The following is a 19,312-nucleotide window of genomic DNA, read 5'->3' as shown; positions in this document are numbered from 1 at the left end:
TCCAAACCTGTCCGACTGTCGGACAGGTTCGTGCGGCACGCCGCTGACGGGGGCCCCCCGTGACGCCGGGGCTCCAGCGCTCGTTCGCCACGACTACGACATCCGCATGCCAGTGTCCGACGCGAAGTAGTAGTCGTTGTCGATGTCGGCGAGGAGCCCGGGCTCGACGGGACGCCAGCCGAGCTGTTCGCGCGTGAGGGCGCTCGACGCGGGGGCATCGAACCCGAAGAACGCCCCCAGGAAGCCGACGAAGTCGCCCGCCTCTTCCGGCTTCTTCGAAACGACCGGCACCCCCAACCGCCGGCCGATGACGCTCGCGATGTCCCGGGTGGGCACGCCCTCGTCGGCGGCGGCGTGGAGCTTCGAGCCCGCGGGGGCTCGCTCCAACGCGAGCCGGAAGAGCCGGGCCGCGTCGAGCCGGTGCACGCCGGGCCAGCGGTTCGCCCCCTCTCCGACGTAGATGGACACGCCCTTCTGGCGCGCGGAGTGGATGAGGTGCGGCACGAAGCCATGGTCGCCCTGGCCATGGACCGACGGAGCAAGCCGCACGATGGACGTGCGCACGCCACGCGTGGCCAGCGCGAGCATCAGCTCCTCCGACGCGCCGCGCCCCATCTTGGGTGGCGCGTCGGTCTCCACGGCGGTGCGGCCCGGCGCGAGTCCCAACAGCCCCGAGGCGATGACGAGCGGCCGATGGGAACCCTCGAGCACGGCGCCCATGACTTCAATCGCGCGCGTGTCGGCCCGGATGGAGTCCTGGAACTTCGAGAAGTCGTGGATGAACGCCAGGTGGATGACCCCGTCCGCCTTCGCCGCCCCGGCGCGCAGGCTGTCCGGGTCATCCAGCGAACCGCGATGGACCTCCGCCCCCGCCGCCTCCAGGGCCCGGGCCGAAGCATCCGAGCGGGCAAGCCCCACCACCTGATGCCCCGCCCCCAGGAGTTCAGGGACGACCGCCGAGCCAATGAAACCCGATGCACCCGTGACGAATACGCGCATGGAAAAGCCCCTTGATGTCAGCTGCTGACATCACATCTAACAAGTGATGTCAGTGACTGCAATCAGGTTATGCTGATGCCCATGGGCCGCTGGGAACCCAACGCACGAGACCGGCTCGCACAGGCCGCGATGACCCTGTTCCAGGAGCACGGGTACGACCGGACGACGGTGGAGGAGATCGCCGCGCGCGCGGGGCTCACGGAGCGGACCTTCTTCCGCTACTTCACCGACAAGAAGGAGGTCCTGTTCGGGGGCTCGGACGCGCTGCACGAGCGCATCGTCACCACCATCGCGGGCGCCCCCCAGGGGACCGCGCCGCTCGACGCGGTCGCCACCGCCCTGGATGCGATGGCCCCCTTCTTCAAGGACCGCCGTGAGCATGCCCGGGCACGGCAGGCGCTGCTCGCCGCGCACGCGGATCTCCGGGAGCGCGAGCTGATCAAGCTGGCCTCCCTCGCCTCGGCCGCCGCGGACACCCTGCGGAAGCGCGGCGTCACCGAGCCCACCGCGAGCCTGGCCGCGGAGGCAGGCATCGCGGTCTTCAAGGTCGCGTTCGAGCGCTGGCTCGAGGACCCGAAGGAGCAGGACCTCTCAAGGCACATCCAGCTCGGCCTCGACGAGCTCAGGGCCGTCACCGCGAGCACCGGCCCCGTGGCCCCGGCCGTTGCCCCAGCCGCGCCGCCACAGCGGCCCACCAGGCCGGCCAGGGCCCGCAAGCCCTGACCGGTTCCGTCCCGGGATGACCCCACGGGCAAAGGAGCTGCTCGATTCAGTCCTCGCCGCGCCCGGTGACCTCCAGCGTGCCGTTGATGGTCTCCGTGATGCCCTGCTGGGGCTGTGTGCACTTGGAGCAGTCGCTCGTCGGGCAGGACCACCACTGCGTGTTCGTCCCCGGCTCATCGCCACCGCGCAGCGTCCAGGAAGCGCTCTGGCAGGCGGGCACCGGCAGCGGGTTCTGCGACCCATCCTTCAGGAGCGCGCTGTTCGACACCCCGATGCACCGGTCCTGCTGCACCTGGGACACGAACGTCACCGCCTGACCGGCCCGCACCTGCACCGTCTTGCTGCTGAAGTGCACCTTGCCGTCCGAACTGGCGGTGATGTCCACCACCGTGCCGCCCTCGGACCCCGCGGGCGCGCCCGACGTGCAGGGCTGCACCGGCCCGCTGTCGGACAGCCCGGTTTCAGGGGAGGAACGGGGACCGCTGGCACAGGCCAGCAGCAGTCCGGTGAGACACAGCGGGAAGAGGACGCGGCTTCGCATGGGGAACCCTCCAAGAGGTTGGGCACTGACGGCGCGACGACTCAGCAGCCAGCGTGCCACGCGGCGCGACCGCCCGCTCACGTCCCCTTCGCCACCAGGCCCAGCTCCTTCAACCGCCGTCCCAGCGCGCGCTTCGATACCTCCAACGTGCGCACCATCGCGTCCAGGTCGCCGCCGCACGCCTCGAAGCAGCGGGTGATTTCGTCCGCGCCCAGGTCCCCGGCCGTGCGCAGGTTCGGGCTCTTGTCGATGAGGTCGTAGACGGACGGCCGCGGAATCCCCAGCGCGTCCGCCGCCGCCTTGAGGTCCCACGCGCTCGCCCGCAACGCGGCCAGCAGCTCCGCCTCCGTCACCTGAGAGGGCTTGCGCCGGGGCACCGCCGCCTCACGCGCCTCCGGAGCGACCGCCACGCGAACCGGAGCCGCCGCGGTCACCGGCACCTCCGGCACGCCCAGCAGCTCATCCAGCTGCGAGTCCGCCTGGAGCCGCGCCTGCCCCCGGCTTCCAATCACCAGCTGCCGCGTGAGGTTGCGAAGCTGCCGGATGTTGCCCGGCCACGCCGCCCGCACCAGCCGGGACGCCAGTGGCGCGGGCAGCCACGGCTCCGCGTGCGGATCCTCCGAGTCCAGCCGCGCCGCCTCTCCCAGCGCCGCCAGCTCCTCGCGCGCGAAATGGAAGAACAACCGGCCCACGTCCTCGCGCCGTTCACGCAGCGCGGGTACGCGCAGGTCGTAGCCCGCGAGCCGGTGCAGCAGCGGCGCCTTGAAGCGCCCGTCGCGGATCTGCTCCTCCAGGTGCGCGTCCGTCGCGGCGATGAGCCGCACGTCCACCGTCACCGGCTGGCTGGCGCCCACGGGGTACAGCTCCCCCGTCTCCAGCACGCGCAGGAGCATCACCTGCACCTCCGGCGGCGCCTCGCCCACCTCGTCCAGGAACAGCGTGCCCCCGTGCGCGGCGCGGAAGAAACCCTCGCGGTCCCGCGTCGCCCCCGAGTACGCGCCCTTCTGCGAGCCGAACAGCTCCGCCGCCGCCAGCTCCTTGGGAATGGCGCCCAGGTTCACGCTGACGAAGCGCCCCGCCTTGCGCGGTCCCAATCTGTGGATGGCCTGCGCCACCAGCTCCTTGCCCGTGCCCGTCTCGCCCCGGATGAGCACCGACACGTCCAGGTCCGCCACGCGCTCGATGTGCCGGCGCAGCCTCCGCAGGCCCGCGCTCTCGCCCACCATGTCCAGCGTTTCCGCCGCGCCCTCGCCGTCCAGCTCCACCTGATGCAGCAACAGCACCACGCGGCCCGACAGCTCCAGCGCCACACCCTCCATCAACTCCGGCGGACTGAAGTCCCTCGTGCCCAGGAGCAACACGCCCGCCGCGACCACGTGCGTGCCGTCCTCCGGCACCGTCAGCCGCACGCCTCCGTCCGGCAGGGCGGAGAACTCCAACGGCTTGCGGCTCACGAACGGATCCGCCAGCGGCAGCCCCAACGAGCTGCCCGGCTTCGCGAAGTCCGGCGCGTTGCGAGACAGGGCCACCGGCCGCCCCGCCACTACCGCGTCCAGCAGCCGCCGGTCTCCCACGCGACGGGGCACCGGATGGGACACCACCGTCAGCGCGGGCACGGCACGGGGAGCCCCCCGCGAGGCTCCACGCTCCTGCATCGCGGCCGTGGAGAGGTCTGCGAGGGGGTCGTGCGGCATGGCCCACGACCCTACCGCACCCGCTCCCGGCCGCCGCGCCGTCAGCGCTTCGCCGTCTTGGGCGCCAGGCTCACCGTGACGGTGTAGTTGCCGGAGCCCTGGCTGAACGACACCGTGGAGGAGACGTCGTAGTTCGTGCTCTTCGCGATGACGCCCGGGCCGGAGGCGTGCGACCAGCGGTTGTCCCACCACAGCACGAACTGGTCCGTCGACGGGCTCGCGCCGCACGAATACGTCACGGCCCCCTCGTCCCCCATCAGCCCCCAGTTGGGCTCCGCGGTGAACAGGTTCTGCGTGCCCGACTGCGCCGTCACGTTGGGCAGCGACGACGGGTTGATGGCGCCGTGGTCGATGGTGGGGGTGCCCGGCAGCCAGTTGGCGCCGCTGGTGTTGTTGGCGACGAAAATCACGGAGGGAGTGCCCATGGTCTTGCTCCTTCAGGTGGTTGAGGTGACGCCTCCCCCCAGAGCAACCGCGATGCCACGCCCCGCTCCCTCTGGAGGCCACGCCACGCCCCCCTTTCGACGCGTCGAAACCGCGTCGACCGACCCGTCGGCCCCCCTGCCGCACTGCGTTTTCGAACAATCCACGTAAAGTTCTTGAAGTCTGGGAACCTACCGGGTTGAGACAGCCCCGCTCACACGGGTAGCGTGGGAAGGCATGCCGACGACCCCCGAACGCCTCGTGTTCCAGCAGAGCTTCGAAGGGCTGATTCGCGCCCTGGGTGACCACCTGGACGAGCCGTGCGCGCGCCAGTTGCGCGAGGCCGGCATCGACCCGCGCGGAAAGCTGGCGGTGGCCTATCCGCTGGAGGTGTGGGTGGAGTCGCTGAAGCTGGCGGCCTCCGTGCTCGCGCCCGCGGCCACGCTGGACGACGGCGCGGAGGTGGTGGGCCGGCGCTTCCTGGAAGGCTACGGGGCCACGCTCATCGGCAGCGCGCTGCTGGCGGGTGTGCGGCTGTTGGGGCCGCACCGGATGCTGGAGCGGATGACGCGCAACCTGCGCACGGGCACCAACTACCTGGAGGCGCGGCTGGAGCAGACGGGGCCCACGCGCTACGTGCTCACCTGCCGCCCGGTGGTGGTGGCGGGCTTCTACCGGGGCCTGTTCGCCGCCGGCCTGGAGAAGAGCGGCGCGCAGGGCGCCTCCGTGGTGCTGATGCGCAGCGCGGGCGACGCGGCGGTGTACGACCTGTCCTGGCTGCCGGAGAAGAGCGCCGGCAAACCGCCCGAAGCGAAGGCGCCGCCGCCTCGCGGGCCGCAGCCGAGGAACTGAGCGGGCCCTATATTCGGCCCATGCTCCGCATCCCGAAAACCGCCGTGGTGGTGCTCGCGCTGGCCCTCGCTTCCGGGGCCCTGGCCGCGAGCGGCAGTCCCCAGCTCCAGACCTACTTCCAGGGCTCGGTGGACAGCCCTGCCTACCAGCAGCAGGCCTTCCAGCGCGTCGCGAAGGTCTGGAAGCAGCCGGGCCCCAAGGGCACGCCGGCGCTGGGGCAGAAGACCATCGTCCAGGCCGTCCTCGGCAAGGACGGCAAGCTCATCTCCACCGCCATCCTCACGGAGTCCGGCTCCAAGGCGTGGGACGCCGCCGCGCTCGCCGCGGTGAAGAAGGCGGCTCCCTTCCCGCCCCTGCCGAAGAACGCCACCGCGCCCACGCTGGAAGCCCACTTCCACTTCGCGTGGGTCAGCTCACCTTGATGACAATCTTCCCGAAGTGCGCGCCCTGCTTCATGTGCTCGAAGGCGGCGCGCGCCTCCGCGAAGGGGAACACGCGGTCCACCACCGGGTGGATGTCATTGAGCGCGAACGCGCGGGTGAGGGCCTCGAAGGACTGACGGTGGCCCACCAGCACGCCCTGCACGCGCAGGTTCTGCATCAGGATGGGGATGAGGGACACGGAGCCCGCCCCGCCGGACAGCACGCCGATGACGGACACGGTGCCGCCCACGCGCACCGCCTTGAGTGACTTCTCGAAGGTGCCCGAGCCGCCCACCTCCACCACGTGGTCCACGCCCACGCCCGCGGTGAGCGTGCGCGCCGCCTTCTCCCAGTCCGGCGTGGTGACGTAGTTGATGCCCTCCTGCGCGCCCAGCTTCAGGGCACGCTCCAACTTGTCGTCGCGGCTGGACGTGACGATGACGTGCGCGCCGGACAGCCGGGCAATCTGCAGCGCGAAGATGGACACGCCGCCCGTGCCCTGGACCAGCACGGTGTCCCCGGCCTTGAGCCCGCCCTGCGTGACCAGCGCGCTCCACGCCGTCACCGCCGCGCACGGCAGCGTGGCGGCCTCCTCGTCCGTCAGGTACGCGGGCGTGGGCACCACGCCGTCCTCATGCAGCAGCATCGTGTCCGCGAGCGCGCCGTCCAGCGGACCGCCCAGCGTCGTGGTGGTGATGGCCTTCGTGGGCTCGCCGGCCTGCCACGCCTGCGCGAACAGCGTCATCACCCGGTCCCCGGGCTTCACGCGGGTGACGCCCGGGCCCACCGCGTCCACCACGCCCGCGCCGTCCGAGTTGGGCACCAGCGGCAGCTTCTGGCGCGGGTTGTAGCGGCCCTCAATCATCATCAGGTCGCGCGAGTTGAGGCTCGTGGCCTTCACCCGCACGCGCACCTGGAAGGGTCCAGGCACGGGGTCCGGCCGCTCCGCGCGCACCAGGTTGTCCAGACCGAAGGCACCGCGAATCTCGTAGACGTTCATGACGTATGACCTTAGAGCCAGGACTCCACACCGAACAGGGTCCCGCCATGTCACTGCTCCAGAAGTTGATGGAACACCCCTCGCTCCATGCCCCCTGCGGGACTGCCGCGAAGCGGGCCCTCCTCAAAGCCAGTCTTCCGCCCTCCGCCGCGACAAGACAGGTGGACGGCGACCTGACGCTCTCCGAAGGCACGGACCTCCTCGTCGAAGAGGGCAGCCTCCACGTGAAGGGCCACCTCCTCCTGGACGACCAGTCCCGCCTGCTGGTCGCGGGGGATGTGGTCGTGGAGGGCAACATCGTCCACGAAGGGTTCGACTACGCCCTGCTCTTCGCGGGCGGCTCCATCCAGGCGGACAACCTCCTCTTCCACGGAGAGCTGGTCGCGCTGGAAGGCCTCACCCTGCGCGGCGCGGCCTGGACCTACTACAACGACTACTCCACCTACGCGGACACGCTGACGGCCCGAGCCGTGGTGGCCGACGACCGCGCCGACGCCGTGGACCAACTCCACGCCGACACGCACCTCCAGGGACACGCCCAGGTCATCGCCGGGGCGCTGGAGCAGCTGCTGCATCCCGAGGCGTGGGCCAGGTACCAGCAGGGCTCCTACGCCGCGCTGGCGAAGCACCTGCGTCAAGGCCAACCGCTGCTGCGCGATTCACATCCAAGACGCAAGTAGTTGGCCGGAGGCACCTGGGAAGTCCTTCTTCTGGAAATACAGGACCGGCATGTTCGTTCTGTCTTTCGAACAAGGAGGGCTTTACCCATGTCACGTTTCTTCCGTCGTCCCGCGGTGCTCGCGTGCGCGCTGGCCCTGGGGCTCCAGGCCTGTGGCGGCAGCGAACTTCCCAACGAGGCAGAGGCCCCAGGCACGCAGCAACTCCAGACACAGGAGCGCGCGCAGGACGCGGCGCCGGACATCCTCGCGCAATTGCAGGCGATTCCCGGCCTGACGGTGGTGCAGGAGCGGCCGGCCCCCGCGCCGGGCGTGCGCTTCTTCCTGCTGAGCTATGACCAGCCGGCGGACCACCTGCACCCGAATGGCACACGCTTCCAGCAGCGGATGACGCTGCGCTTCCGGAGCGCGGAAGCGCCCATGGTGCTGGCCAGCACCGGTTATGGCATTGGCACGTCCCCCTCCCAGTGGGAGCCCACCTACCTGGTGCAGGGCAATCAACTGACGGTGGAGCACCGCTTCTTCACGCCCTCCATCCCGCAGCCCGCGAACTGGAAGCTGCTCGGCATCGAGCAGGCGGCGGCGGACCACCACCGCATCGTCCAGGCCTTCAAGCCGCTCTTCCCCGCCAGGTGGATCAGCACCGGCGGCAGCAAGGGCGGCATGACGTCGCTCTACCACCGGGCGTTCTTCCCACGCGACGTGGACGCCACGGTGGCCTACGTGGCCCCCAACAGCTACGGCACGCAGGACCCGCGCTACGTGAAGTTCCTGGGCAAGCTGGGCACGCCCGCGTGCCGTGAGAGCATCCGCGTCTTCCAGCGCGAGGTGCTGGAGCGGCGCGCGGAGACGGAGCCCCTCTTCCAGGCGACGGGGGCGTCGTCTTACGGCAGCACCTATGACTTCCTGGGCGTGGACAAGGCGCTGGAGTTCAGCGTCCTCGAGTTCGCCTTCGCCTTCTGGCAGTACGGCGACGCGTCGCTGTGCGACAGGATTCCCCCTCCGGGCGGCCCCGCGCAGACGCTGGTGGACACGCTGGATGAGGTGGTCGGCCTCTCGTACATGAGCGACGGCGACCTGGACTACTACGCGCCCTACGACTTCCAGGCCGGCACGCAGCTGGGCAGCTACGCGTCCGCGGAGGAGCACCTGCGCGGCGTCCTGCGCTATCCCCGAGGCTACGACCCGCGGGCGCTCGTGCCCTTCGACATGAGGCCGTACCCCTTCAACCCCTTCGTCATGCCGCTCGTGGAGGGCTGGGTGAAGGCGTTCGGCGAGCGCATCCTGCTGGTCTACGGAGAGAACGACCCGTGGTCCACGGGCGCCTTCAGCGTGAGCGCGCGCAATGACTCGTACCGGTTCTACGAGCCGGGCGGCAACCACGGCTCCAGCATCCTGGGCCTGCCGGAAGCGGAGCAGGCCGTGGCGTTGGAGCGGCTGCGGACCTGGGCGGGTCTGCCCGCGGAGAGCGCCGCGGCCATGAGCCTGCGGGCCCGGAGCGCGAAGTCCGCGCAGCTGCCTGTCACCACGGGCGTGGTGGACCGCCGCCGCGGCCCGCCGCGCGACTGACCCTCAGGCCCTTTCGGCCGTCACCTCGCGGGCCACGTCGAGGAAGGCGCGGAACGCGGGGGACACCTGGGCGCGGCTGGGGAAGTAGAGGAACAACCCCTCGACCCACGCCGCGTAGGGTTCCAGGACGAGCTTCAGGGTGCCGCGCTTCAGGTGCGGCGCCACGGTGGGCTCAAACGCATACATGAGGGCCAGGCCCGCCTCCGCCATCGCCACCAGCACCCCTTCGTGGGTGGCGAGCACGGGGCCGCGCACCGGGATGCGCCAGGTCTTCCTGCCGCGCTCCAGCTCCCACGCGTACTTCGCCCCGGTGGACGGCAGGAGGATGTTCACGCAGTCATGGTCCAGCAGGTCCTCCGGGCGCTGGGGAATGCCCTTGCGCTTGAGGTACGCGGGAGACCCCACGACGACGTAGCGGAAGCGCTTGGACAGGCGGACCTGCACCATGTCCCGCTCGACGGCCTCGAACGGGCGGATGCCCGCGTCCAGGCCCTCCGCCACGATGTCCACGAAGCGGTCCTCGATGCGCAGCTCCACCTCCACCTGGGGATGGCGTTGGGCGAAGCGCAACAGGATGGGCGTCACCACCGTGGACAGGGAGATGGTGGGCACGGACAGCCGCACGCGGCCCGTCACCTCGCCCGCGCTGGCGGTGGCCGCCTGGAGCGCCTCCAACGCCTGCTCCACGGAAGGGCCCGCGCGCTCCAGCAGCCGCCGGCCCGCGTCCGTCAGCGCCACGCTGCGCGTCGTGCGGGTGAGCAGCGGCACGCCCAGCCGCGACTCCAGCTGGCGCACCTGCTGGCTCAGCGCGGACGGGGAGATACCCAGCTCCGTGGCCGCCGCCGCGAAGCTGCGCCGGCGCCCCACGGCGAGGAAGGCATTCAGGGCATTGAGCGGGGTGAGGGCCATTCCGAAGTTTTCCGACATGCCACGTGCGGATTCCATCGGTTTCGCGAAGGGAGGCCCCACCGCATGCTTCCGGGCGTCACGCGGTACCACCCCAGGAGCACTGCCCATGATTCCCGCTCGCGGCTACGCGGCCCCGGATGCCCGGTCCCCTCTCACGCCCTTCCAGTTCGAGCGCCGCGACCCCGGTCCGCGCGATGTGCAACTGGAGATCCTCTACTGCGGCGTCTGCCACACGGACCTGCACATGGCCCGGAACGACTGGAGCTTCTCCCCCTACCCGCTGGTGCCGGGGCACGAAATCGTGGGCCGCGTGGTGCGAGTAGGCCGCGACGTGAAGAAGTTCCAGCCGGGGGACCTGGCCGGCGTGGGCACGATGGTGGACTCATGCCGCGCCTGCGTGGATTGCAAGGACGGGTATGAGCAGTACTGCAAGGTCCGCGGTGTCCTGACGTACGGCAGCCCAGAACAGGACGGGAAGAGTTTCACGCAGGGCGGGTACTCGGACAGCGTCGTGGTGGACGAGCACTTCGTGCTGAAGGTGCCCACGAACCTGGATCCGGCGGCGGTGGCGCCTCTGCTGTGCGCGGGCATCACCACATACTCACCGCTGCGACACTGGAAGGTGGGGCCCGGCCAGAAGGTGGGCGTGGTGGGGCTGGGCGGGCTGGGGCATCTGGGCGTGAAGTTCGCGCTCGCGCTGGGCGCGCACGTCACCGTCTTCAGCCACACGGACCGCAAGAAGCAGGACGCGCTGCGGCTGGGAGCGCACGAGGTGGTGGTGTCGTCGAAGCCGGAGGAGATGGCGGCGAAGGCGAACTCGCTCGACTTCATCCTCGACACGGTTTCAGCGGCCCACGACGTCAACGCCTACCTGGGGCTGCTGCGGCGCGACGGCCACCTGGTGCTGGTGGGATTCCCGGCGAAGCCGCTGGAGGTGGCCCCGGTCGCGCTCCTCTCCCGGCGCGCCAGCTTCTCCGGCTCTGGCACCGGCGGCCTGCCGGAGACGCAGGCGATGCTCGACTTCTGCGGCAAGCACGGCATCGTCTCCGACATCGAGCTCATTCCCATCCAGGGCATCAACGACGCCTTCGATCGGCTGGAGAAGGGCGACGTGAAGTACCGTTTCGTCATTGATGCGAAGAGCCTCAAGTAGGCCGGGCCCCCTCCGTCCCTGGCACGAGCGTGAGCGGTGCGCGAAGCTCCGCTCGATCTCGGGGGATTGCTCGAACTTCGCGCACTCCCCCATCAAGGTCCGCGGCAAGACCTGGCCCACCACCGAGCACTTCTTCCAGGCCCAGAAGTTCGAGAACGCCTCGGACCAGGAGGAACTCCGCCGGGCCAACTCTCCGATGTTGGCGGCGCGCATGGGCCAAGACCGCAAGCGCAAGCTCCGCCGCGACTGGGAATCCGTGAAGGTGGCGGTGATGCGGGAGGCGCTCCAGGCGAAGTTCTCCCAACACGAGGACCTCGCCCGCCTGCTCCAGGCCATCGGCGACGCGAAGCTGGTGGAGCCCACAGAGCACGACGACTCCTGGGGCGACGGGGGAGACGGCAGCGGCAGCAACATGCTGGGCCGCCTTCTCCTGGAGCTGCGCGCGGCGGCCAGATAGACCGCCAGACGTTCGTTGCCCCCAGCCGCAACCCGGGTTCTCCGCGAGGACGCATTCCCCGCGGAGCGGAGACGTGGTCCGTGACGGTGTGCGTGCGCGGACCGCGAGACAGGCCCACGGGCAAAGCCGCCCGCCGGGCGCGCGTTCCGGAAACCTGTCCGACTGTCGGACAGGCTTTCGCCGCGTGAGACCCGAGCCCGCGAACCGGTCCGACTGTCGGACAGGTTCTCGCCGCCCGGCGCCCGGGGACGCGCCATCCCGGCAGGCAACGAAGGAGGACGCGTGGGCCGCGCGTGAATGTCAGACCCCTGTGGTTGGATGGCGGCGTTGGGACGAGGAAGGGGACGGGGATGGGACGGGGAGGGCTCGTGGCGTACGTGGAGGCGCAGCTCGAGCGCGATATTGCGCTCAGGAGGCTGCCGCCATGCGGGCAGTTCGGCTCGGAAGCGAAGCTCGCGCGTCGCTATGATGTATGCCGAGGCACCATCCGTGAGGCGCTGCGGCGGCTGGCTGCGCGGGGCCTGGTGGTGCAGCGCCCGGGGCGCAAGACGCGCGCGGTAGCGTTGGATGAGTCGCTGACGCTGGAGAACCTGGGACTGGCGCTGCATGAAGCAGGCAGCCCACAAGCCCGGTGGCTCCTGGAGGGCTACTTCAGCCTCAAGCGGCAGGTGCTGGTGGAACTCCTGACCGACTGCTGTGAGAGGGCCTCTGCGTCGGACATGTCCCAGTTGGAGAGCATGTGCTTCCGTCTCTGGGACGCGGCGCGCTGGGAGGATGGGGCCCGGTGCGCGCAGGTGGAATTCGACTTGCTGCGGCTGGCGGCCCGGGTGGCGTCGCGTCCCGGGCACGTGCTCCTTGTTCAATCCCTACAACGGGCCTTCCTGGGAGGCGTGGCCCAGCTGGTACCCTTCATGGGGGGCGAGGCGCTGCGCCAGTGGGCCAACTGCGCGATGGTGGCCCTGGGGGAGCGCGACGCGCGGGCCCTCCAGCACCAACTGCCAGTGCTCCTGAATGCGTGCGATGAGCGCGTGATGGACGCCTTTGCCCCTGCACCCCAAAGGCAGTCGCCCTCCGAAGCCACGCGCGCCCAAGAGTGCCTCCTGGATCCTCCTGCACTCCTCCCCGAGCAGGACGCGGCGCTGGAGGCACGTTCCCTCGTGACGGAGCCAGGCCTCGACGGCCTTGCGCCAGCCAGGAACACCGAGGTGCTCGAGGTTGCCCCCCGCTCCCATGCGGAGGCTTGCCCCGGGGAACCGGACAGCGAGGTGCTGCTGTCTCCATCCGCCTTGGGGCTTACGCCCGACAAGCCGGGTGTTGAGTCCGCCAATGAGGACGAGCAGAGCGCGGCCGCTCCCGAGAAAGGCCGCCAGTCCGAGCCCCCACCCACCGGCTCCCGCGGACAAGCCGGTGTGACGGTGCACAAGGAGGGCGGACCGCTTCACCACTTCCTGGGCCACATGGGCCGGTGGGCTGCTCGGCTCTGGCGCTCTATTGCTCACGCCCTGGGGCCACCGGACTCGTGAGCGGCGAAGGTCCTTCGCGTCCCTCAGGAAGGCATCGCACGCATGGCGAGCATCGGGCGGTACACCGCCCGGTAGGACCAGGCGAGGAAGAGCTCCGCCGCCAGGAGCACCACCGCCAGCCCCAGGCCCGACGGCGCCAGGAAGGCGTGCGTCAGGAAGATGTTCACGATGACCGGCGCGATGAGCGCCAGCGCCAGCGGGACGAAGCGGTTGGACAGCAGCAGCAGCCCCGCCACCGTCTCCGTGCCCTTCACCAGCCAGAACAGGAAGCCCGTCGCCTTCATCGCCATCCCGAAGGCCACCGCCGGGTCCGCCGGGTTCAGGTCCTTGGGCGTGGGGATGAACTCCAGGAACCCGTTCAGACCGAAGACGAAGAACACCAACCCCATGAAGACGCGGGCCACCGTCGGCAGGTAGCGGGCGAACGACTTCTTCTTCGAGGCGGCTTCCACCCCGGAGGTGGAGGAGGAAAGGGTGGCGTCCATGGCGTGCTCCGTTCAAATGGAAAGGCGGGCCTTCTACTCCACGTCGAATGAAGGCCCCACCAATCGACACGCCTCTTCACTTTCCCGCCGGGCCCTACCGCACCTGGGCCCACACGGGCTTTACGCCTGAAGGTGGGGCCGGGACTGCGTCCGTGCGCGCAGCCGGACCACCTGGTACGAGGCGCCGCAGAGGAACAGGCCCAGCAGCGTCGCCAGGGCCGCCTGCACCAGGGGGGACTGGGGGCTGTCCGCCAGGGGCTTGTTCGCGGGCAGCCGGGTCAGCGTCTCGTTGATGCCCGGCACCAGCAACACCATGAAGCTGGCCGAGTACGTGAGGGTCCGCACGTACTCCGTGGCGCGGCCGAACACGCCCAGGGCCGGGGCCGCCGCGCCCACCGCCATCAGCAGCAGCGCCAGGATGCCCAGCGCGTGGCCCGGGTTGAAGCCGCCCGTGCTCGACAGGCCGAACGACGTCACCACCGACGTCACCATGCTGACGATGTACGCCTTGCCGACGCGCGTCCCCGGGTCGATGCGCCCGTCGCGCACGAAGCCCCAGACGCCGAAGACGATGGGAGGCACGCTCACGAGCGTGTGGATGATGCCAAGGATGGACAGGGGGTTCGCCATGGAAGGACTCCGGATGAGAGGGTTTGGAATTCAGGCCAGCAGGTATTCGCGGATCATCACGCGGGCGCGGTGCAGGCGGCTCTTCACCGCCGCCGGGTCCAGCGACAGGCGCTCGGCCATCTCGCGGATGGACAGCGCTTCGAAGTCGCGCAGCACGACGACCTCCAGGTACTGCGGCGGCAGCGACTCCAGCGCGGACGCCAGGTCCAGCCGCAGCGAGTCCGGCGTGTGCGCGGACACCCACTGGTCCGCGAGCGCTTCCTCGTAGGGGTCCTGCTTCAGCACCGTGCGGGCCAGGCGGCGGCACTCGCGCTGGACGATCTTGAACATCCACCCGGTGAACGACGCCAGCTTGCGCACGGCGGTCAGGTGGCGGGACATCACCAGCAGGGTCTCCTGGACCGCGTCGTCCACGTCGCTGATGAGGCAGCGCTTCTGCGCGTAGCGCCGGAGGCTGGGCTGGTGCACCTGGAGCAGGTGCACCATCGCGTCCCGGTCACCGCCGTGGGCCGCCAGCAACAACGCGTCGGGGGTGGTGGTCGAGCCCATGGACCTGCCTCATGCGGCGGGGAAAATCCCCATTCGCAAGCTAAGAGGCAGCCACGGGCCGAATGGATTCGCGGCACCGCTGATTTTTCTCCGACCCCGTCCAACCCCCTGGAACAACAGGGTTTTCAGCGCCAGAGGTTGGTGCGCGCCAGCTCCAGGACCTCGTTGGTGCGGCCGTTGAGCAGGGCCTTGATGCCGAACAGGGTGAAGCCGGCGGCCATGGACGCGGTGATGCGCGGGGGCATCACCAGCTCCGCCTTGCTGACCACGGCGTCCACCAGCACGGGCCCGGGCGTCGCGAGCGCCTGCCTTACAGCTTCGTCCACCTGACCCGGGTCCTCCACGCGCAGGCCCTTGACGCCCACGGCCTCCGCCAGCGCGGCGAAGTCCGGGTTCTTCAGCGCCGTGCCCACGTCGAGCATGCCGCCCACCTGCTGCTCCATGGCCACGAAGCCCAGGGAGCTGTTGTTGAACACCACGACCTTGATGGGCAGCCCCAGCTGCACCAGGCCGATGAAGTCCCCCATCAACATCGTGAAGCCGCCGTCACCGGAGAAGGAGATGACCTGCCGGTCCGGGAAGGCCTTCTGCGCGCCAATCGCTTGCGCGAGCGCGCTGGCCATGGAGCCGTGGTTGAAGGAGCCCACCAGCCGCCGGCCGCCCTTCATGGTCGCGTAGCGCGCGGCCCACACCGTGGGCAGGCCCACGTCACAGGTGAAGATGGCGTCGTCGGACGCCTGGAGGTCGAAGGCTCGGGCCACCTGTGGCGGGTGGATGGGCTTCTTGCCCACCGTGCCCTGTCCCAGGGAGTCCAGCTCCTCGCGCGTCTTGCGGTAGTGCGCGAGCGCCCGCTCCAGGTGCTTCGTGTCGCGCTTCGTTTCGAGGCGGGGCAGGAGCGCCTGGACGGTGGCGGACACGCTGCCCACCACGCCCAGGTCCACGCGCGTGCGCTTGCCGATGTTCTCCGCGCGCGCGTCCACCTGGATGATGCGGGTGTCCGCGCCGTCCGGGTAGAACTGCCGGTAGGGGAAGTCCGTGCCCAGCATCAGGAGCACGTCGCAGTCGATCATCGCCCAGTACCCGGACGCGTAGCCAATGAGCCCCGTGAGCCCCACGAAGTGGGGGTTGTCCTTCTCCAGGAACTCCTTGCCCCGGAGCGCGGAGACGACGGGCGCCTGGAGCCGCTTCGCCAGCTCCACCACCTGCGCGCCCGCGCCCTCGCAGCCCGCGCCGCACAGCAGTGTCACGCGCCCTCCGCGGTTGAGCAGCGCGGCCATCTGCTCCACCTGCTCCTGGGCGGGCATCAGCTGGGAGGCGGAGACGCGCAGCGACTCCGGCGTGGGGGCCCGCGCGTCCTCCGCCTTCAGCATGGCGATGTCGCCGGGGAGCACCACCACGGCCACGCCGCCCTTGCCCACCGCGTTGCGGACGGCGATCTCCGCCGTGCGCTGCATCTGGTTGGGCCCGGAGACCAGCTCGCAGTAGTGGCTGCACTCCTTGAAGAGCACCTCCGGATGCGTCTCCTGGAAGTAGCCGGTGCCCAGCTCCACGGAGGGAATCTGCGCGGCGATGGCCAGCACCGGCGCCCGGCTGCGGTGACAGTCATACAGACCGTTGATGAGGTGAAGGTTGCCGGGGCCGCAGCTCCCCGCGCACACGGCGAGCTGCCCGGTGAGGTGCGCTTCCGCGCCGGCCGCGAAGGCGGCGGACTCCTCGTTGCGCATGGGGACCCATTCGATGTCGCCGCGCCGGCGCAGCGATTCCGTGAGGGCGTTGAGGCTGTCACCCACCACGCCGTAGATGCGCTTCACCCCCGCGAGCGCGAGGACCTCCACGAACTGGTCCGCCACCGTCTTCTTCATGGTCCGCTCCTCGCCAGGGCCGCTTCACTTCGGGCGAAGATGTGCACCGTCCCGCCGCCCTGCGACCGGCCGTGCGGGCGGGCCCCTCGCAAGGCTGGCTGCCCGGGGCGGGAGGGACTGCCGTGCATCCACCATTCGCCGCGCCCCGCGCACCGTTCGCCGCGCCGTTCGCGTCACTGGCGGCATGGCCCCCGAGGGCAGGTTCCAACCGCGACATCCTCGCGGCCATGCGAAGACCTCTGCTGCTGTCAGCTGTCGCCGTGCTGCTGCTCACCCTGCCCGCCTCCGCCGCCGAGGACGCCGGCCGCGCCCACGTCCGCGCCGCCGCCGAGGCCATGGGCGGCGAAGCCCGGCTCCGCGCGCTCACCGGCCTGCGCGTGCGCGGCGTGGGCCACTGGAACCTGCTGGAGCAGTCCGAGCGCCCCACCCCGCCCTTCCTCGTGATTTACGAGCAGTTCGACGAGCTGCGCGACCTGCGCCGGAGCCGCCTGCGCCAGAAGTCCGAAGGGCGCGGCATGGTGATGGACGCCTGGAAGGGCGTGACGATGCTGCTGGCCGACGGCGTGGCCGCGGCGGAGTTCGATGGGAAGTGGCGGCCCATGGGCGCGGCCCAGCTCCAGGACATGCAGGAGCGGCTGGCCTTCGCGCCGGAGCACGTGCTGCTCGCGGCCCTGGACGCGAAGGACCTGCGCGCCCAGGCGGACACGGTGTTGCAGGAAGTGCCCCACCACGTCGTCGCCTTCCACCTGGACCGCGCGAGCGTGCGCCTGTTCCTCAACGCCCGCACGGGCCTGCCCACAGCGGTGGAGACGGTGGACGCGCATCCGGAAGACCCCTTCTGGAGCGTCTGGGGCGACGTGCGCACCGTGCTGTCCTTCCAGGCGTGGGCCCTGGAGCCGGGCGGCCTGCGCTACCCGCGCCACTGGGAGTGGGCGCGCAACGGGCAGCCCCACCACTCCGTGACCGTGACGGCGGTGACGGTGGATCCGCCGCTCGCGGACGCGGACTTCACCGTGACGGACGACGTGAAGCAGGGCTTCGAGGCGCGCCGCGCGAGGAAGCTGGACGACACGCCCGTGCTCCGTCCGGACGCGCCGCCCGTGGAGCTGGCGCCCGGCGTGGTGCAGCTGCCGGGCGCGTGGAACGTGGCCCTGGTGGCGCAGGACGACGGCCTGGTGGTGGTGGAGGGCCCGCTCGCGTCCGGCTATTCGGCGCGCGTGCTGGACGAGGCCGCGAAGCGCTTCCCGGGCCTGAAGGTGAAGGCGGTGGTGTCCACCAGCGACGCGTGGCCGCACATCGGCGGGCTGCGCGAGTACGTGGCCCGGGGCATCCCGGTGTACGTGCTGGACCTCAACCGCGCGCTGGTGGAGCGGCTGGTGGCGTCGCCGCGTACATTGCTGCCGGACGCGCTCGCCCGGAAGCCGCGCGCCGCGAAGCTCCAGGTCGTGGAGGGGCGGCGGGTGGTGGGCAGCGGGAAGAACCGGCTGGAGCTCGTCCCCGTGCGCACGGAGACGGGGGAGCGGATGCTGTTCGCGTGGCTGCCGGAGCACGGGCTGCTCTACACGTCCGACCTGGTGCAGCCCCAGCCGGACGGCACGTTCTTCAACGTGCAGCAGGTGGACGAAACAGTGCAGGTGGCCGCGCGCGAGAAGCTTCCGGTGGCCCGGGTGTTCGGCATGCACCTGAAGCCCACGGACTGGAGCACGCTCACCACCGCCGTGCAGAAGGCCCGAGCGCCCTGAGGCCCTGCCCCCGGACATGAGTCCGGTCCCCGCGGATGAGAAGGTGAGAACCCTGCCGGGGCTCCCTGTCGGCGGCGCACAGCGGAAACCTGTCCGACTGTCGGACAGGTTTTGGAGGACCGCGCCAGACGGGAGGTGGACAGCAGGGATGTCCGGGGGGCTTAGCGGGCCCGGCCCAGCCGCCGCTCCAGGTGCTCGCGGCGGCTGCGGCTCACACGGAGCCGTTGGCCGCTTCGCAGCACCACCACCTGCTCCGTGGGCGAGGGCCGGTGCACCTCCTGGATGCACTCCACGTTGACAATGGCGGAGCGGTGGATGCGCACGAAGCGCTCCGGATCCAACCGCGCCTCCAGCGCCGCCAGGCTCTCGCGCAGTACGTGGGCCTTGCCATCCGCGTGCAGCGTGACGCAGTAGTCGTCCGCCTCCACCCACTCGATGTCCGCGACGGGGACGAGCACGGAGCGCAGCCCCACGCGCACCAGCAGCCGGTCCGCTGGGGGTTCGGCGGGCCTGGGTGCCGGGCCCGCGTCCGCCAGCAGGTCCGCCAGCCGCCGCCCCAGCTCCGCGGCCTCGCCCGCGCGCAGCCGCTGCCGGGCCCGGGCCAGCGCCTCGTCGAAGCGTGCATCGTCGAAGGGCTTCACCAGGTAGTCCACCGCGTGCACGGTGAAGGCCTTCACGGCGAAGGTGTCGAACGCGGTGATGAAGATGACGGCGGGCATGTGCTCCGCGCCCACCTCGCGCAGCACACCGAAGCCGTCCAGCTCCGGCATCTGTACGTCCAGCAGCACCAGGTGGGGACGCTGACCGCGAATGGCCTCCACCGCCTCCCGGCCGTCGCGGCACTCGCCGCACACCACCACGTCCGGATGACGCGCCAGGGCCTGACGCAATCCCTTCCGGGCCAGCGGCTCGTCATCCACCAGCAGCACCCGCAGCTCAGCCATGCGCCACCCTGGAGGCGTCTGGCTGGCACACCAGGGCCCGCACCCGCTTGCGGCGGATCCACGGCTCGCTATTCACCCGCAGTACCCGAAGCTCAGCCATACACCACCCCGGAGGCGTCCGGTTGGCGCGCCAGGGCCCGCACCTGCTCGTGCTGAAC

General features: G+C 70.6%; 20 protein-coding genes. 9 read left to right on the top strand and 11 right to left on the bottom strand.

Annotated elements, in window-relative coordinates; translation table 11 throughout:
* Positions 1-93 precede the first annotated feature (93 nt).
* Complete coding sequence (locus D7X32_RS04070; RefSeq protein WP_120601172.1) at positions 94-999, bottom strand: SDR family oxidoreductase; 906 nt, start codon at positions 997-999, stop codon at positions 94-96.
* Positions 1,000-1,080: 81 nt separating this feature from the next.
* Between D7X32_RS04070 and D7X32_RS04065 the strand changes: the two genes are divergently transcribed.
* The gene (locus D7X32_RS04065) at positions 1,081-1,722 is read left to right on the top strand and encodes a TetR/AcrR family transcriptional regulator (RefSeq protein WP_120601197.1); all 642 of its coding nucleotides are present in this window, start codon (positions 1,081-1,083) and stop codon (positions 1,720-1,722) included.
* A 46-nt stretch (positions 1,723-1,768) separates the two neighbouring features.
* Here the strand turns inward: D7X32_RS04065 and D7X32_RS04060 are convergent, their stop codons facing one another.
* The 3 genes from D7X32_RS04060 to D7X32_RS04050 all read right to left on the bottom strand — a co-directional run bounded on the left by D7X32_RS04060 (position 1,769) and on the right by D7X32_RS04050 (position 4,382).
* Positions 1,769-2,263, bottom strand: coding sequence for a hypothetical protein (locus D7X32_RS04060; protein WP_120601171.1), 495 nt, complete (start codon positions 2,261-2,263; stop codon positions 1,769-1,771).
* 77 nt (positions 2,264-2,340) lie between these two features.
* Positions 2,341-3,957 carry a sigma 54-interacting transcriptional regulator gene (locus D7X32_RS04055; RefSeq protein ID WP_120601170.1) on the bottom strand — a complete coding sequence of 539 codons (1,617 nt, stop codon included), beginning with the start codon at positions 3,955-3,957 and terminating at the stop codon, positions 2,341-2,343.
* A gap of 41 nt (positions 3,958-3,998) precedes the next feature.
* Positions 3,999-4,382, bottom strand: coding sequence for a hypothetical protein (locus D7X32_RS04050; protein WP_120601169.1), 384 nt, complete (start codon positions 4,380-4,382; stop codon positions 3,999-4,001).
* Between the two features lie 235 nt (positions 4,383-4,617).
* On the opposite strand from D7X32_RS04050, the gene D7X32_RS04045 reads away from it, so the two are divergent.
* Positions 4,618-5,232: a DUF2378 family protein gene (locus D7X32_RS04045; RefSeq protein WP_120601168.1), complete on the top strand. Its 615-nt coding sequence runs from the start codon at positions 4,618-4,620 to the stop codon at positions 5,230-5,232.
* 20 nt (positions 5,233-5,252) lie between these two features.
* Complete coding sequence (locus D7X32_RS04040; RefSeq protein WP_120601167.1) at positions 5,253-5,654, top strand: TonB family protein; 402 nt, start codon at positions 5,253-5,255, stop codon at positions 5,652-5,654.
* On the opposite strand, the gene D7X32_RS04035 is transcribed toward D7X32_RS04040, so the two are convergent.
* Complete coding sequence (locus tag D7X32_RS04035; protein WP_120601166.1) at positions 5,641-6,654, bottom strand: zinc-dependent alcohol dehydrogenase family protein; 1,014 nt, start codon at positions 6,652-6,654, stop codon at positions 5,641-5,643. The genes D7X32_RS04040 and D7X32_RS04035 overlap by 14 nt on opposite strands.
* Positions 6,655-6,815: 161 nt before the next feature.
* On the opposite strand from D7X32_RS04035, the gene D7X32_RS04030 reads away from it, so the two are divergent.
* Together D7X32_RS04030 and D7X32_RS04025 are read left to right on the top strand one after the other, a co-directional pair.
* Positions 6,816-7,334 carry a hypothetical protein gene (locus D7X32_RS04030; RefSeq protein ID WP_244238836.1) on the top strand — a complete coding sequence of 173 codons (519 nt, stop codon included), beginning with the start codon at positions 6,816-6,818 and terminating at the stop codon, positions 7,332-7,334.
* An 87-nt stretch (positions 7,335-7,421) separates the two neighbouring features.
* On the top strand, positions 7,422-8,900 hold the full coding sequence (locus D7X32_RS04025) for a S28 family serine protease (protein WP_120601164.1): 1,479 nt from the start codon (positions 7,422-7,424) through the stop codon (positions 8,898-8,900).
* Positions 8,901-8,903: 3 nt separating this feature from the next.
* Here D7X32_RS04025 and D7X32_RS04020 read toward each other — a convergent pair whose 3' ends face one another.
* Positions 8,904-9,809 carry a LysR family transcriptional regulator gene (locus D7X32_RS04020; RefSeq protein ID WP_120601196.1) on the bottom strand — a complete coding sequence of 302 codons (906 nt, stop codon included), beginning with the start codon at positions 9,807-9,809 and terminating at the stop codon, positions 8,904-8,906.
* Positions 9,810-9,915: 106 nt separating this feature from the next.
* On the opposite strand from D7X32_RS04020, the gene D7X32_RS04015 reads away from it, so the two are divergent.
* From D7X32_RS04015 to D7X32_RS04005, 3 genes are all read left to right on the top strand, one after another.
* On the top strand, positions 9,916-10,962 hold the full coding sequence (locus D7X32_RS04015; RefSeq protein ID WP_120601163.1) for an NAD(P)-dependent alcohol dehydrogenase: 1,047 nt from the start codon (positions 9,916-9,918) through the stop codon (positions 10,960-10,962).
* On the top strand, positions 10,943-11,419 hold the full coding sequence (gene ybiA, locus D7X32_RS04010; RefSeq protein WP_120601162.1) for a riboflavin biosynthesis intermediates N-glycosidase: 477 nt from the start codon (positions 10,943-10,945) through the stop codon (positions 11,417-11,419). Before D7X32_RS04015 ends, ybiA begins: the two co-directional genes overlap by 20 nt.
* A 350-nt stretch (positions 11,420-11,769) precedes the next feature.
* Complete coding sequence (locus D7X32_RS04005; protein WP_120601161.1) at positions 11,770-12,942, top strand: FadR/GntR family transcriptional regulator; 1,173 nt, start codon at positions 11,770-11,772, stop codon at positions 12,940-12,942.
* Positions 12,943-12,965: 23 nt separating this feature from the next.
* Here the strand turns inward: D7X32_RS04005 and D7X32_RS04000 are convergent, their stop codons facing one another.
* From D7X32_RS04000 to poxB, 4 genes are all read right to left on the bottom strand, one after another.
* Positions 12,966-13,427 carry a DoxX family membrane protein gene (locus tag D7X32_RS04000; protein WP_120601160.1) on the bottom strand — a complete coding sequence of 154 codons (462 nt, stop codon included), beginning with the start codon at positions 13,425-13,427 and terminating at the stop codon, positions 12,966-12,968.
* A 120-nt stretch (positions 13,428-13,547) separates the two neighbouring features.
* Positions 13,548-14,057 carry a hypothetical protein gene (locus D7X32_RS03995; RefSeq protein ID WP_120601159.1) on the bottom strand — a complete coding sequence of 170 codons (510 nt, stop codon included), beginning with the start codon at positions 14,055-14,057 and terminating at the stop codon, positions 13,548-13,550.
* Between the two features lie 30 nt (positions 14,058-14,087).
* A complete protein-coding gene (locus D7X32_RS03990) occupies positions 14,088-14,606 on the bottom strand; it encodes an RNA polymerase sigma factor (protein ID WP_120601158.1) in 519 nt (172 codons plus the stop codon).
* A 125-nt stretch (positions 14,607-14,731) separates the two neighbouring features.
* On the bottom strand, positions 14,732-16,468 hold the full coding sequence (gene poxB / locus D7X32_RS03985) for a ubiquinone-dependent pyruvate dehydrogenase (protein ID WP_120601157.1): 1,737 nt from the start codon (positions 16,466-16,468) through the stop codon (positions 14,732-14,734).
* A gap of 227 nt (positions 16,469-16,695) precedes the next feature.
* On the opposite strand from poxB, the gene D7X32_RS03980 reads away from it, so the two are divergent.
* Positions 16,696-18,210: an MBL fold metallo-hydrolase gene (locus tag D7X32_RS03980; RefSeq protein ID WP_147450019.1), complete on the top strand. Its 1,515-nt coding sequence runs from the start codon at positions 16,696-16,698 to the stop codon at positions 18,208-18,210.
* A 161-nt stretch (positions 18,211-18,371) separates the two neighbouring features.
* On the opposite strand, the gene D7X32_RS03975 is transcribed toward D7X32_RS03980, so the two are convergent.
* Positions 18,372-19,154 (bottom strand): LytR/AlgR family response regulator transcription factor, encoded by a 783-nt coding sequence (locus tag D7X32_RS03975; RefSeq protein WP_120601155.1) that lies wholly within the window; start codon positions 19,152-19,154, stop codon positions 18,372-18,374.
* Positions 19,155-19,312: the final 158 nt, after the last annotated feature.

This window comes from Corallococcus carmarthensis (genome assembly GCF_003611695.1).
Taxonomy (GTDB): domain Bacteria; phylum Myxococcota; class Myxococcia; order Myxococcales; family Myxococcaceae; genus Corallococcus; species Corallococcus carmarthensis.
The sequence above is the reverse complement of the archived record's forward strand: the minus strand, read 5'-3'. Positions and strand labels throughout refer to the sequence as shown.

Excerpts from the sequence above, each read along its gene's own strand:
- ybiA (WP_120601162.1), top strand. The coding sequence starts at position 10,943 with ATGCGAAGAGCCTCAAGTAGGCCGGGCCCCCTCCGTCCCTGGCACGAG.
- D7X32_RS03990 (WP_120601158.1), bottom strand. The coding sequence starts at position 14,606 with ATGGGCTCGACCACCACCCCCGACGCGTTGTTGCTGGCGGCCCACGGC.
- D7X32_RS04060 (WP_120601171.1), bottom strand. The coding sequence starts at position 2,263 with ATGCGAAGCCGCGTCCTCTTCCCGCTGTGTCTCACCGGACTGCTGCTG.
- D7X32_RS04045 (WP_120601168.1), top strand. The coding sequence starts at position 4,618 with ATGCCGACGACCCCCGAACGCCTCGTGTTCCAGCAGAGCTTCGAAGGG.
- D7X32_RS04005 (WP_120601161.1), top strand. The coding sequence starts at position 11,770 with ATGGGACGGGGAGGGCTCGTGGCGTACGTGGAGGCGCAGCTCGAGCGC.
- D7X32_RS04055 (WP_120601170.1), bottom strand. The coding sequence starts at position 3,957 with ATGCCGCACGACCCCCTCGCAGACCTCTCCACGGCCGCGATGCAGGAG.
- D7X32_RS04000 (WP_120601160.1), bottom strand. The coding sequence starts at position 13,427 with ATGGACGCCACCCTTTCCTCCTCCACCTCCGGGGTGGAAGCCGCCTCG.
- D7X32_RS04050 (WP_120601169.1), bottom strand. The coding sequence starts at position 4,382 with ATGGGCACTCCCTCCGTGATTTTCGTCGCCAACAACACCAGCGGCGCC.
- D7X32_RS03995 (WP_120601159.1), bottom strand. The coding sequence starts at position 14,057 with ATGGCGAACCCCCTGTCCATCCTTGGCATCATCCACACGCTCGTGAGC.
- D7X32_RS04020 (WP_120601196.1), bottom strand. The coding sequence starts at position 9,809 with ATGGCCCTCACCCCGCTCAATGCCCTGAATGCCTTCCTCGCCGTGGGG.
- D7X32_RS04035 (WP_120601166.1), bottom strand. The coding sequence starts at position 6,654 with ATGAACGTCTACGAGATTCGCGGTGCCTTCGGTCTGGACAACCTGGTG.
- D7X32_RS03980 (WP_147450019.1), top strand. The coding sequence starts at position 16,696 with ATGCGAAGACCTCTGCTGCTGTCAGCTGTCGCCGTGCTGCTGCTCACC.
- poxB (WP_120601157.1), bottom strand. The coding sequence starts at position 16,468 with ATGAAGAAGACGGTGGCGGACCAGTTCGTGGAGGTCCTCGCGCTCGCG.
- D7X32_RS04025 (WP_120601164.1), top strand. The coding sequence starts at position 7,422 with ATGTCACGTTTCTTCCGTCGTCCCGCGGTGCTCGCGTGCGCGCTGGCC.
- D7X32_RS04015 (WP_120601163.1), top strand. The coding sequence starts at position 9,916 with ATGATTCCCGCTCGCGGCTACGCGGCCCCGGATGCCCGGTCCCCTCTC.
- D7X32_RS03975 (WP_120601155.1), bottom strand. The coding sequence starts at position 19,154 with ATGGCTGAGCTGCGGGTGCTGCTGGTGGATGACGAGCCGCTGGCCCGG.
- D7X32_RS04065 (WP_120601197.1), top strand. The coding sequence starts at position 1,081 with ATGGGCCGCTGGGAACCCAACGCACGAGACCGGCTCGCACAGGCCGCG.
- D7X32_RS04040 (WP_120601167.1), top strand. The coding sequence starts at position 5,253 with ATGCTCCGCATCCCGAAAACCGCCGTGGTGGTGCTCGCGCTGGCCCTC.
- D7X32_RS04070 (WP_120601172.1), bottom strand. The coding sequence starts at position 999 with ATGCGCGTATTCGTCACGGGTGCATCGGGTTTCATTGGCTCGGCGGTC.